Below are 12734 nucleotides of genomic sequence, written 5' to 3'. Positions count from 1 at the left end.
TTTAACTACTTTCTCATGACCATGCTTTAATGCAATAAATCCTTCAAATAATTTTGAAGACACAGGTTTAAACACATTGTCAATATCATGAGTTACACACACCGCAAATTCACATCCATCCGGATACTCTGGTTTAATTATTCCCCTTTCATACAAATATTCTGAAACTGATGGCCTGAAGATATCCCGCTCCCTACTTGCCCAATAGGGAAACCTCCCGTGCATATCGCGAATGGGATTTTCATACTCCTCCCTCCGGGTAAACCTATCCCACAGGTCAGGCCGTTCGAATTGTAGGAACTCAAACCCCATTCCTATACTCACCAACCAGTTCTCTGATCCTCCCCGATGCATCCCTCCCAAACAGATCCGGATGCTCGACTGGAGGTATAAAACCCCCAATCATCCTCACAATCCTCTCTCTATCTGCGCCAACCAGCACATTCCACCCAACCTCCACCGTCTCCACCCATTCGGTGTTCTCCCGAAGAGTAATACACGGGACCGAAAGCAGATATGCCTCTTTCTGAACCCCACCTGAATCAGTCAGGATCTTTCTAGCTGAATCCATTGCCGCAAGCATGTCAAGGTATCCAAGGGGATCACAGGTGATAATAGTATCAGGCATCCGGTCCCACAATCCATACGATATGAGATATTTTTTCGTCCGTGGGTGAACCGGAAATAAAGTCGGCACACCACAGTCACCGATAGCCCCGATAATACTCTCCATATGTTCAGGGTTATCGGTATTTGACGGACGGTGAATGGTCAGGACGAGGTACTTACCGGGAATAAGTGAATACCGTTGCAGGATATCTGATCGTTTCCTGGCCACCTCCCTATTATATTCAAGAGCATCCACCATCACATCCCCTATCAGGAACACTCCCTTTGTTATCCCTTCGGCTCTGAGATTATCCACCGCAGTCTGAGTCGGGCAGAAGAGCATTTCTGATATATGATCAACCAGGATCCGATTAATCTCTTCCGGCATCGTCCTGTCAAAACTCCGCAGCCCGGCCTCCACATGGGCAACCGGAATATGGAGTTTTGCAGCAGCCAGCCCTCCGGCAAGCGTCGAGTTGGTATCACCATACACCAGAACAAGATCCGGATGCTCCTTGATCAGGACTTCTTCAATTTTTGCAAGGCATTCTCCGGTCTGCTTTCCATGCGGTCCTGATCCAACCCCAAGGTGATGCTCAGGTTTTGGGATCGCAAGTTCCTCAAAGAAGACGTCAGACATTTCAGGATCATAATGCTGCCCGGTATGGACGAGGACCTCCCGATGTTCTTTCCGAAGCTCCCGTGAGACCGGGGCACATTTAATAAACTGCGGCCTGGCACCGACGATTGACAGAATTTTCATGGTTGATTTGGAATATATTTTTGGTTTTTTACGAGGGCAGAGGTGTCAAAAAACAGATTCATACTCGGTCATCTCTAGCCAGGATAATGTCATCTGACAGGTTTCCCGTACGGGTACTCAGAGCAGAACAGACTTCTTCAAATGCATGTTCCCTTTTTTTATTACTTGGTTTCGGGCGAATTGCTTTAATCGCATGAATATACTGATACACAGACAGATATTCTGAAACTGACATGTCTTTAATTTCATCCAAAACCAGATCCTTAACCTTCATAATGGCTCCCTCTTAATAATTTATTTTAATTATCTTATTCACAGATAATATGATTCTTATAGGTAAATCTGTCACTATCTGGGGGTAATATTTATTTCATTCTCTCTTTCTGCTAATGCACAGATGAGAAAATCGATGGTTGAACCAAGGATTCCTGCAGATGGACAAATGTTATAACACTCTGCTGCTTTTTTAGTTTTACATCCACCAATTTCCAAGGCTTCGGAGATGAAATTATCGTCGACTGCAAGGTTTGTTGCCATCCACACACCTTTTCACACAATAGATTACACATTTTATATGTAAAGGTATTAATAACGGTAATTACCCGATGAGTGATTTAATTTCTTGTATCTTTCAACTGCCCTATTCATGAACAGAGAACCACCGGGATGCCATGCCCGCCGACAAGCCCTGGCCGATATAGGTGAAAGTTCCATTTTGTCCCGGCAGCCTCAAGGCCGGTGTTGTATCAACGCACACGCGGGAAAATCAGAGATAACTCATTGACAAGAGCAATATTCAGATCCTTCAGATCCCGCTGGATGTTCTCGATGACCTTCGCAGCTTCAGTGGTCCGGATATCAGGAGCCCGGTACACCGTCGTCACCAATCCGTATACCTGGCACAGCGTATCTGCAGTCTTTTCATCCATACCGGATACGATCTTCGTCGTTCGCTCCAGAGTATGCTCATCATCATTCGGGTTTATTCTCTCCGGAGAGTATCCGACAAAAAAGTCCTTCCCACAATGTAATCCGGATTCCTGCTTGAGGATAGGCACGACGAACTCTTCAGTTACCCCGGAATATACCATTGACTCCAGAACAACGATTGCTCCCTCTTTCAGATTCTTCCCCACGGTTCGTGCAGCACCCGTGACCTGACCACGATCCGGATCTTTTCGCCTTCGTCTCCGGAGTCGGGACACAGATCATAATGATAGCACTCTTTTGTATCACGTTTGGATCAGCCATGGCCCGTATCTTCGAGCCTGATGCCGTGAGCAGGTCAGTCTTCTTCCGGTCAATGTCAAAGCCGATGGTCGAATGATGCTCTTCAAAGGCTTCAGCCGGGGAGTTCAGACATTGCCAAGGCTGATAGTGCCTTGGATTAATTGTGTACCTGATTTCGAAACCATTCAATTGTCTCTTTAAGCCCATCCCGTACCGTGTATTTTGGCGTATACCCAAAACTCTCCGCTGCTCTTCTGATATCAGCCAGTGAATCATGGATATCCCCGTGCCGGGGTGGATCATACAGAACCGGAACTTCTATCCCGATAATATCCATGATCATTGCCGCAAGGGCATTCAAACCGATGCTCTTCTGACAGGCAATATTGAATATTCCTTCTGCATTACTTTCCATAGCCCGGATATTTGCCTGCACAACATCCTTTACATATACAAAATCCCTTGTCTGACTTCCGTCGCCATATATCAGTACCGACTCATGCCGGAGTATCCTGGAGATAAATTTTGGAATGACTGCGGCATACTCGGATTGTGGATCCTGTCTGGGTCCAAAGACATTAAAGTACCTCAATGAGACTGTCTGTAACCCATAGAGCTCAGAAAAAACCCGTGCATAATGTTCTCCGGTGAGTTTTGTGACCCCATATGGAGAGAGGGGGCAGGGGAGCATTGTTTCAATCTTGGGAAGAACTGGGGAATCGCCATAAACAGAAGCGGATGAAGCACATACAACCTTCTTCACCCCGCAATCCCTGGCGGCCAGGAGCACATGAAGCGTCCCGGTACAATTAACCTCATGGGTTTGCAAAGGACTTGTAACAGAACCTGCGACCGAAGTAATGGCAGCCTGGTGGAAAATTCCATCTACTCCTTTGAATACTTCCATGAGAAAGGAAAGATCGGTAATACTTCCTTGTTTAAACTGAATTGAAAGAGATGCAATATTGGATTCTTTACCAGAAAGCAGGTTATCCACGATGATTACCTCATGCTTTTTTGAAAGCTCTTCTGCGATATGAGATCCAATGAATCCTGCACCGCCGGTAATTACGTATTTCATGATAAATTGTCCTGTAATAGTATGCTTTCAGAATGATTAAACAGAATGGACCTTCTTATCCATATCTTAATATTGTATAAACGGTAAAAGGAACTATGATGTCAATTCTTGCTGAATTTATGAGGTCAATTGGAGTAATCTCCATTATTTGTATGGGTGTACTCTGTTTCGGAGTGGTATCTGCCGTAATGGTTTCAAGTCCTGATGTGGTAAAACCAGGACAACAGGTTTCTGTATTTATAGGCAATCTGGATGAGAATAAACCCGTCAGTATATTGATTACCGGTAATGTAAAAACCGATGCTGGATCTCCCTTTTCTTTCGGAATTCATGACCTTCAGTTAGGGTTGGATATTACTAATCCACAAGTACATGTGCAGATGAAGGGGCTGGTTCCAGCCAGCACGGTCAATTTATCTGTCAACCATCTTGAAGGGGTCGAGATCGTGTATCCTCCGGAACGGGTTGATGCAAACGGAGCCTGTGATTTTACCAAAACTGAATCTGCCTTACCAAAAGGAACATATTTTATTGACATAAACGGAACTGCTGCACGCACACAAATACCGGTATCTTTTGAGGTCAGCGGGATAAATGGAAATAAAGAAACACTTGCAGAATCTTCATTTAACATTGTAGGAATATCGAGCGGAGTATTTCATGTCACTACTACAGTTTCTGGAAATGTTATTGAAAAGAAACAATTCACGGTCCAGGACCAGCTTATCGCATTACCATGAAATTGTATACGCAGTAAAAATCACATATAACCATTATTCCCTTCTTTTTACCTCATTCTTTGAAAGGGTACATCTGCATATGACAGGAGAGCGATCAATTCCCCCAAGGAAAGAACTCCAACAGCTCTTCGGCAAAATGATACCGCTTATATGCCCGAATACAAAAAATAATCACAAAACAGGTATGCGAGAGAAGGGATTTGAACCCTTGGATTCCTTCGAAACCGGATCTTAAGTCCGGCCCATTTGGCCAGGCTTTGGTACCCTCGCGCCTTATTATATTGGTGAATCAGATATTAGAACCTATGCTGCATACTCCTGATGATCCTGCCCTATTCCCTCCTGGGTTGTATCACGTCAGATAACAGCCAACTCATATGGCACCTGGACAGAATGAAAATCAGATTTGCGCACATGAGGAGAACACATGATTCGTTGGTAACTGATAAAAAAAAAGGTTCAGGCTGATTTCGCAGCCATCTCAACATCTTCTTCCTTAATCGTTTTTCTTCCTGCGTGCTGGGCAAGCTTAAATGCTTCCTTCGCCAGATTTCCAATATAATCTTCCGCCTTCTCTACTAATACCGCCGCTGCATCGCTTCCGACACGCTCAGCCCCATTTGATTTCGCAATTCTAACAACTGCTGCAATTGGCAGGTCTGACATACCACTACCCCAAAAGATAGATTATCGGATATCTATATATACGTATTGATTGACACGCTTCATGAAAGGATACCAACCATGATTTCGCATCTCATGACTACATTTGCATGATACCTGTTTTGATCAGCATCTGAAATTATATCCGAAAATTTATTTACTTATTCATATATTATTCATTTAATAGATTTATGAGGGATTGATGGGGGGCGGCTATGACCTGCACTTCTCCTCTGATGATGAGAAGATTGCAGATTTATTCCGAGATATAGGGCTTAAGCGCAACAGTGCCCGCGTACTGACGCTGCTTATAAAAGATGTGGATCTGACCTCCCGTGAGATCGAAAAAGCTGGTGATCTCCGGCAGCCGGAGGTCAGTATTGCAATCACGGATCTTATGAACAGAATGTGGGTGAACATTGCCCATCAGATGACTGATAATAAAAGAAGACCAATACAGGTGTATCATATTGCACGAACACTCGATGAGATTCTTGATGAACTGAGAGAGGCCATCATCGGTTCATATGAACAGAAGTTTGAGGAGATAGAAAAGGTCAGATGTCTCATACATAAAACTCCTCATTGATACCCGGAGCTTCTGAAAATCTTATTAAATCCATTTTTCTCTCTTTTTTTTCATTGTATCATACGAAATTCCCAGGTCATCACTGATGTCTCTCCGAATATGACCGCTATCGGGCAGAGAAGCGTCATGGTTTTGGTAAGGGTATCGGAAATAATTGCCTCATCATACTCCCCTTTCAGGGAAATGACATGATGTACGGTTTCAAAGGTGGCGGGAAGATCCTGCTTCCTGGTCGCGGTTGTCTCAATCTGGAGTCCATCTGGCCGTATTCCGATGTCGCCAAGGTCAAGCAGAATCTTAATTCCAATACATCCCCCAAGTGATGCAAAGAGATAATCTATCGGATTTGGCACCGTCCCGCCTCCACCAAGATGTACATGAGCATCAATCGGGATTATAAGACCGGTGCTGGTAATTGCAGAAAAACTCATGCCACCCGTATGTCTGACCGTCATAGAAACCGGCTTAAACTCTTTTCGTGCAGGATCCCAGGATATTTCACGAGTCATACCTCATGATTGGGAATGATCGGAAAAAATGATACCTGATAGCCGTACTCTCTGTCACCACCTATGTTCGCCTTCACCCTCATCCTGAACTGATCCGATGATCATGGCAAGCGATCTGGTTTCCGGATAACTCTCCAGTATCATCTTCAGAAGAACCGTAAGGGGAACGGCAACAATGACACCAGCTCCACCAAGAAAATATCCCCAGAATATCATTGAGATAAATACAACAGCAGGAGAGAGTGCCATTCCTCTTCCGGCCAGCTCGGGAAAGAGGATATTTTCAGAGAAGAGATTGACAAGACTAGCAATAATGATAACGAGAAGTGCTGCATAGGGATGTATCTCGATGAGCGCAAGTACCGCGGGAGGAATAAGTGCCACGATAAACCCGACATACGGGACAAAATTCAGGATAAACATAAGAAAACCCCACACCCAGGGGTCCTGAACCCCGATAATAAAAAGAGCGATACCAAACCCTGCACCAGTCACAAAATTCACTTTTGCCCTGATAATCACATAGTCAATGACCACAGAGCCAAATGCTGCCATCCGGGTGGCAAGTTCCTGCTGATAGGAACCGAGAACCGCATTGATCTTCTGAGAGAAAACAGTCGCTTCCAAAAGCAGAAACAGAGTCGTGAAGATCACGATAAAGAGAGATGATATCTGTCCGATAAGGGAGGTCACCATCTCTGGAGAGATGACACCAAGAGAACCGGTCATCTGGCTTACCGGAATGAGTGTAGAAATTTTTATTCCAAACTTTGAAAGGAGTGTATCAATCTCTCCCATATTGGAGTGAATACTCTCTTCAATCTTTGGAATATGAACCAGTAGAGGCCTCACTGAAAGGAGCACCATTCCCACAACCCCGGCAAGACACCCAAGAAAGATGAAGAAGGCAAGATATCCGGACAACCGGGGATCACATCCCCGATTCTGAAACCAGAGCGAAACAACCGAAAAGATAACTGCAGCAAAGACAGAGAGCAGAAAGGGTCCGATAAATCCTCCGGCCATCTTCAGCCCCGCAAGAATGATAAAACAGCAGGCCGTCAGGAAGAGAACTCTGTCAGCGTTTGGAAGATGCGTAAGAGAGACCATACTAAAGAGATGTCTGACGATGTATAGTATTTTTCGTATGAAAAGGGTTATGGTATGGGAAAGTGATTATTTCAATAGATCTATCATCGGATCGATGCCAGGTGGGGGGCATATGATCTGATGCTCTTTAAAGATCATACCTGGGGGGTTCTACGTGGATGCTGTCACTATACTCGGGATTTTCTGTTTTATTTCTGCAGCAATAACCTATGGTCTTGGCATCTATGTATATGCAAAAAACCCTGAGTCCAGGGTAAACCGCCTCTTTCTTATGGTAACTATCGGAGCCTCATACTGGGGGATTGGAGAGTTCCAGATATGGAGTGTAAATAGTTATGAAAACGTCCTGTTCTGGCTTAAGGCAAGTTCATTCTGGACGGTCGTCATTGTCATGTGCATCCATTTTATCCTTGCGTTTGCCGATCATCCCCTTGCAAAACGCGAGAATCTAAAGTACCTTTTTATCATCCTCTATATTCCGGCACTCCTGCTGGCCTGTGTCAACATTCTAACCGATCATATCTTTTCCGTTCAGTATTCACCAGATTTTCGATACTTCTATGCTCCTTCCATCGGGGACCCGGTATATACCATTGCAACCATTTATTTCCTTTGCATACTCTTCTGGGCAATCTATATTGGCCTTCAGGCACGACGATCTGCCGGTAATGATACCTTCAGACGGCAGTCAAGCTCAGTCAGCATCGGGCTGCTTGTCCTTATCGGGTTTGGTTCTCAATCAGTCGTCATCCTCCCATTATTTGGAATATTTGCACCAAATCTCGTATTCATCGGGATTGTCTTCTTTTCAATTGTAATTACCTATGCAATCCTGAAATACGGGCTTTTTATCTTAAGCCCTGAAACCGTTGCAACCCATATCATTCAGATCATGCCTGACGGACTTATTCTTACCGATATGGATGGGCGCGTTATTACAACAAACACAAAAGCAAAAACGCTCCTTCACGGATTATATCCGACCAGCCAGGAATCACATGCAGGACCTCCCCTGCCTGAACCAATGTTTTCCAAAATACGCGATGAAATCCTGAATCAGGGTGTACTTTCAGATTATGAAGTAATTATGGATTCTGATGGCCACAAAACACTTAGTATATCTGGTTCTCTGGTAACGGATCCGGACCGGGGCCCTGCCGGCCTTATACTGATTATTCATGATATTACCAAACGAAAAAACGCAGAAAAAGCACTCCTACTTGCGAATGAGAAGATATCTCTTCTGACACACCTTACCCGGCATGATATCAGTAATCTTATCATGGTCATTTCAGGTTATCTGGAAATATTAGAGACTGAAGAGGATGAAGACCAGAAGATGAAGATGCTTTCGATATGCAGGGACACCACCAGGAAAATTACGAAATATCTTCATTTTTCACGGGATTATCAGAGTATCGGTCTGCATGAACCGATATGGCAGGATTGTGAGCATCTGGTTATGCGGGCAGTTGAGGACATTCAGAATGAACAGGTACACCTTACACTCAACCTTATTCCTGCAGACATTTTTGTAGATCCGCTCTCGGTAAAGGTCATCTATAACCTCCTTGAGAACGCTCTCCGTCATGCAGCGGATCTGACCAGAATCGGCATTTACTCCGAAGAACAGGAAGATGGTTCACTTCTGCTCATCATAGAAGATGACGGCCCGGGGGTCAGACCTGATGATAAGGAGCGGATTTTTAAACAGGGATATGGAAAAAATACCGGACTTGGTCTCACCCTGGCACGGGAGATCCTGTCGGTCACTGATATTACCATACATGAAATCGGGATATATGGAAAAGGGGCACGATTTGCGATACAAATACCTCCAAAATCATGGCGAAAGAAATCTTTGGGTAGTATGGGCACAGACAGGGATTCCATCCGGTACACAGACTGAATTCATATAAGTAAAAACCATGCATCAAAAACCACTCTTTGTTGATTTTCAGAATATCACCGTTGCACAGAATACGAAGGTGATCATACATGATCTCTCAGTACAGATACCTGACGGAGAACATGTTGCCATCCTCGGACCAAATGGTTCAGGAAAATCCACCTTTATCCGTACCCTCATCAGGGAGCAATACCCGGTCCATGCAGAAACCGGCAGAGTCTTTCGGATTTGGGGAGAAGAGGTCTGGGATGTCTTTACCCTTCGATCACAGTTTGGATATGTTTCACACGACCTGCAATGTACCTTCAATCGGAATATATCAGGTCGTGAGGTAATCCTTTCCGGGTTTTTCAGCAGTATAGGCCTCTTTTTTCATACCATCACTCAGGAAATGGAGAATCGGGCTGATGAAATCTGCTCATTTCTGGAAATTTCGCATCTTGCACATCGTTCCTTTTCGGAAATGTCCACCGGTGAGGCACGACGATTTCTCATCGGACGGGCCCTGGTACATAACCCCCGGGTCCTCATCCTGGATGAACCATCAAACAGTCTGGATCTTCATGCCCTCCATATGCTGCGCAGGATGATGCGAAAGATTACAGAAAGAACGGTCATCATTCTTGTTACCCATTCACTTCAGGACATTATTCCGGAGATTGGCCGTGTTATCCTGTTTAAAGATGGCACTATCTACCAGGATGGGCCGAAAGAAACCATACTCTCTGATGAGAATATCGGTGCGGTCTTCAACGTCCCGGTTCGGATCGTCCATCATGATGGATATTATTATGCAACCGGATATTGATGTCAATAAACGGTGTGACCTGCAAAAAAGAGAATATTTTTGAATTTAGAAGCGTCTTCTGTTAAAGCCGCCAGAGGAACCGCCGTATCCGCCGGATCGGTTTCCACCAAAGTCGCGGCGTGGCTGCATGGGACGTGCTTCATCAATACGCATAGTTCTTCCGTCAAATTCGGTATCGTTCAGGGCATCGAGTGCTGCCTGGGCTTCTTCTGAAGATCCCATCTCGACAAATCCAAAACCTTTGTTCTCAATGATTTTGGCGCTGACAACCTCTCCATAGGCTGAGAAAAGTTCGTTGAGCTGACTTTCGTTGGTGGAGTAGGGCAGGTTGCCTACGTATAATTTCTTTCCTTCCATGATCGTCCCTTATGGGCTTTTTGCATAACTGTTGGGCCGCAGTGATTACCATCACATTGCGCCAGAGAATTACCAAGAATAGCAGTGAGATACCCTTTCGAACCGAAACGAGAACTTACAAAAACTATTGTCAGAATTTACTCTTTCGTCTGCACATACAGGTTGTCGCATGAGTATATAAGGTTTGTTACGATTCGGGTGTGGTATTCAGGTTCCATCAGAATTTTCCGGTCTTAAACACCCATATGATCGGACATGGTCCCAGGCAGTATGATATCGCATCCACCGATTCTCATCCTCATACATCCTGATATCCGTATGGGCATACAGCTTGCGATCTGCTCCAACCGGGCATACCTGAATACATATACCGCACGGGGATCTGAATTCATCATTCAGGGTGGCACTTCGATCTGCACAGGCCTTTTTATTGGTCAGAGAATCAGGATAATCCTCTTTGGATAATGCCTGAACCGGGCAGGCACGGACACAGGCATTACACCGGGTACACAAAGACTCAGCTATCAGGGGATTGGATGGAACAGAGGCACTGGTCAATACGGTCCCAAATCTTACCCTTGGCCCCCACTTTTCCGTCAAAACCATATTATTTCTCCCGAATGTCCCAAGACCGGCAAGAACAGCCGCATGACGATGCGAGAAGAAGGCACGCGGATGATTCTGAAGGACCCTGATACTCCCATACCCATCCCGGGGTATTGATACCGACGGGAACCCGTGGTCATTGAGCACTGATGCCAGTCGCCAGGTGTACTGATCAATAAGGCCGTTTACCGTCGTATACTCCTCACGGTACCATATCGATGGTGCTGATTCAACCGCAGGGAGATGAACCGGAAGACCGATGACAATTGCCGTCCGGGCTTCTGGAAAGACTGAGTCTGGAAAGAATGCTTCAGGTACCCAAGGCTCAAAGAGGGGCTCTTTCCACCGGGACACACCGGCATACCCATAACAGGGTATCCCAAGCTCCCTGCACATACTGCTGATGATTGCTCTGACCGTCATACCTGATCCATATCCTTTTAGATGAAAATACGATGGAGTGTGGTGCGAAGGAATGTAATGGTACTGGTTGCCAGCCTTCACACCTTAAATTCCGCCATATCACGGGATATCTTGTCAATCCTGGCTGTGGCCTCCTGAATTGACTGGGCGATACAGTCGAGCGATACCGAATTTTCCTCGGTTAATGCTGCTGTATTGCCGATTTCGTTGATAGTTGTGTGAAATGCCTCATTCATGAGGGCTATCTGTTCCATGACCATATCATAGGCTGCCATCTGATTCTGGCTTGCCGTATCGATTGACACAATCCGACGGGCAATATCCTCTATTGACAGGGCAAGGTCAGAGAATATCTTCAGGGTTTCATGAACCGCTCTGCTGCCCTGATCAATATCACGGCGGGATGTTTCAATAGCATCTTTCATTCTGAGGGACCGGCCCTGCAGCAGAGAGATGATACCACTGATCCGCTCTGCTGATTTCTGAGACTCAAGAGCAAGTGCTTTGACCTCCCCGGCAACCACAGCAAATCCTTTCCCGGCATCACCGGCCCGGGCAGCTTCTATTGCGGCATTTAACGCAAGAAGATTCGTCTGATCGGCGATGTCAGTAATGATTCCGACAATTTCCCCGATCTTATCCATCTCCGAGTTTATCTCATGAATAATTCTGCCCGTCTCATCATGTGAGTCGACAATGGACCGCATCCCCAAGTCCGCCTGCTGACTGCTTTCAGAGCCCTTTCTTGAGAGCTCCTGTGACATACCGATCAGAAGTGATGCCTCCTTTGTCTGGGCAGCTATGTCAGATCCTATGGATGTTACATCCTTCATCGCATCCTGAATCCTTGCAATGCCTCCCTTCGAGCGATCTACCTGTACACTCAATTCATTGGTTCCCCGTGCTATCGCCTGGGATGCAGAGGCAATCTCCTCTACACTGGCGTTTGACTCCTCCATTTCAGTCATGAGTCCCTGAACCTGATCTGACAGGGAACCGATCAGTCGTCCCATCTGAATCCCGATGGTATCAAGGGCAGTTCTGAAGGGAATAAAATCCCCGGATACTGGAACGTCCTGACTGAACCGTGCGGCAAAATTACCTAAAGAGTATGCATGGGCAAGATTCATTGCTTCCCGCACCGGATGCACGACTGCATCGAGAGTATTATTCACCGCTTCGATAACATGACGATACTCACCGGAAAAGTGGCTGACATTACCACGAACCGTAAGATTCCCTGATGATGCGGCCTGTGCAATCGCGTTAATCTCTGCAAGGACGGCCTTTTGCTCCTTCCCGTCCCGGGTAATAGTATCCATCGTCTCCTGCGGCGG

General features: G+C 45.7%; 15 protein-coding genes, 1 tRNA gene and 1 pseudogene. 4 read left to right on the top strand and 13 right to left on the bottom strand.

Annotated elements, in window-relative coordinates; translation table 11 throughout:
• The 6 genes and pseudogenes from PLA23_RS04740 to PLA23_RS04715 all read right to left on the bottom strand — a co-directional run.
• Positions 1-312 (bottom strand): annotated as a pseudogene (locus tag PLA23_RS04740) (hypothetical protein); the annotation flags it as partial.
• On the bottom strand, positions 302-1372 hold the full coding sequence (gene wecB, locus PLA23_RS04735) for a non-hydrolyzing UDP-N-acetylglucosamine 2-epimerase (RefSeq protein WP_324474205.1): 1071 nt from the start codon (positions 1370-1372) through the stop codon (positions 302-304). The pseudogene PLA23_RS04740 and the gene wecB, both read right to left, overlap by 11 nt.
• Positions 1373-1430: 58 nt before the next feature.
• A complete protein-coding gene (locus PLA23_RS04730) occupies positions 1431-1646 on the bottom strand; it encodes a hypothetical protein (protein ID WP_324474204.1) in 216 nt (71 codons plus the stop codon).
• Positions 1647-1720: 74 nt separating this feature from the next.
• Positions 1721-1909: a type II toxin-antitoxin system VapB family antitoxin gene (locus PLA23_RS04725; protein WP_324474202.1), complete on the bottom strand. Its 189-nt coding sequence runs from the start codon at positions 1907-1909 to the stop codon at positions 1721-1723.
• 209 nt (positions 1910-2118) lie between these two features.
• The gene (locus PLA23_RS04720) at positions 2119-2577 is read right to left on the bottom strand and encodes a nucleotide sugar dehydrogenase (RefSeq protein WP_324474201.1); all 459 of its coding nucleotides are present in this window, start codon (positions 2575-2577) and stop codon (positions 2119-2121) included.
• A gap of 182 nt (positions 2578-2759) precedes the next feature.
• Entirely contained in the window at positions 2760-3683 is a 924-nt protein-coding gene (locus tag PLA23_RS04715; protein ID WP_324474199.1) for an SDR family oxidoreductase, read from the bottom strand.
• A 95-nt stretch (positions 3684-3778) separates the two neighbouring features.
• Here PLA23_RS04715 and PLA23_RS04710 point away from each other — a divergent pair, with 95 nt between their 5' ends.
• The gene (locus tag PLA23_RS04710) at positions 3779-4423 is read left to right on the top strand and encodes a hypothetical protein (protein WP_324474197.1); all 645 of its coding nucleotides are present in this window, start codon (positions 3779-3781) and stop codon (positions 4421-4423) included.
• A 185-nt stretch (positions 4424-4608) separates the two neighbouring features.
• Here PLA23_RS04710 and PLA23_RS04705 read toward each other — a convergent pair.
• Both PLA23_RS04705 and PLA23_RS04700 read right to left on the bottom strand, forming a co-directional pair.
• Positions 4609-4693 (bottom strand) — tRNA-Leu (locus PLA23_RS04705).
• A gap of 189 nt (positions 4694-4882) precedes the next feature.
• A complete protein-coding gene (locus PLA23_RS04700) occupies positions 4883-5089 on the bottom strand; it encodes a histone family protein (RefSeq protein ID WP_324330814.1) in 207 nt (68 codons plus the stop codon).
• A gap of 199 nt (positions 5090-5288) precedes the next feature.
• Here PLA23_RS04700 and mreA point away from each other — a divergent pair, with 199 nt between their 5' ends.
• A complete protein-coding gene (gene mreA, locus PLA23_RS04695; RefSeq protein ID WP_324330812.1) occupies positions 5289-5675 on the top strand; it encodes an MreA family transcriptional regulator in 387 nt (128 codons plus the stop codon).
• 50 nt (positions 5676-5725) lie between these two features.
• Here mreA and PLA23_RS04690 read toward each other — a convergent pair whose 3' ends face one another.
• On the bottom strand, positions 5726-6184 hold the full coding sequence (locus PLA23_RS04690; protein ID WP_324330810.1) for an OsmC family protein: 459 nt from the start codon (positions 6182-6184) through the stop codon (positions 5726-5728).
• A 54-nt stretch (positions 6185-6238) separates the two neighbouring features.
• The gene (locus PLA23_RS04685) at positions 6239-7294 is read right to left on the bottom strand and encodes an AI-2E family transporter (RefSeq protein WP_324330808.1); all 1056 of its coding nucleotides are present in this window, start codon (positions 7292-7294) and stop codon (positions 6239-6241) included.
• A 154-nt stretch (positions 7295-7448) separates the two neighbouring features.
• Here PLA23_RS04685 and PLA23_RS04680 point away from each other — a divergent pair, with 154 nt between their 5' ends.
• Both PLA23_RS04680 and PLA23_RS04675 read left to right on the top strand, forming a co-directional pair.
• On the top strand, positions 7449-9203 hold the full coding sequence (locus tag PLA23_RS04680) for a histidine kinase N-terminal 7TM domain-containing protein (RefSeq protein ID WP_324474195.1): 1755 nt from the start codon (positions 7449-7451) through the stop codon (positions 9201-9203).
• Between the two features lie 19 nt (positions 9204-9222).
• On the top strand, positions 9223-10011 hold the full coding sequence (locus tag PLA23_RS04675; protein ID WP_324331504.1) for an ABC transporter ATP-binding protein: 789 nt from the start codon (positions 9223-9225) through the stop codon (positions 10009-10011).
• 45 nt (positions 10012-10056) lie between these two features.
• On the opposite strand, the gene PLA23_RS04670 is transcribed toward PLA23_RS04675, so the two are convergent.
• The 3 genes from PLA23_RS04670 to PLA23_RS04660 all read right to left on the bottom strand — a co-directional run.
• Complete coding sequence (locus PLA23_RS04670) at positions 10057-10368, bottom strand: RNA recognition motif domain-containing protein (RefSeq protein ID WP_324331505.1); 312 nt, start codon at positions 10366-10368, stop codon at positions 10057-10059.
• Between the two features lie 207 nt (positions 10369-10575).
• The gene (locus tag PLA23_RS04665) at positions 10576-11397 is read right to left on the bottom strand and encodes a 4Fe-4S binding protein (protein ID WP_324331507.1); all 822 of its coding nucleotides are present in this window, start codon (positions 11395-11397) and stop codon (positions 10576-10578) included.
• Positions 11398-11474: 77 nt separating this feature from the next.
• Positions 11475-12734 (bottom strand): methyl-accepting chemotaxis protein (locus PLA23_RS04660; RefSeq protein WP_324474193.1); only part of this gene is annotated, 1260 nt, incomplete at its 5' end.

The sequence above is a fragment of the Methanospirillum sp. genome (assembly GCF_035406105.1).
In the GTDB taxonomy this organism is placed as follows: domain Archaea; phylum Halobacteriota; class Methanomicrobia; order Methanomicrobiales; family Methanospirillaceae; genus Methanospirillum.
This window is presented reverse-complemented; position numbering and strand designations above follow the sequence as displayed.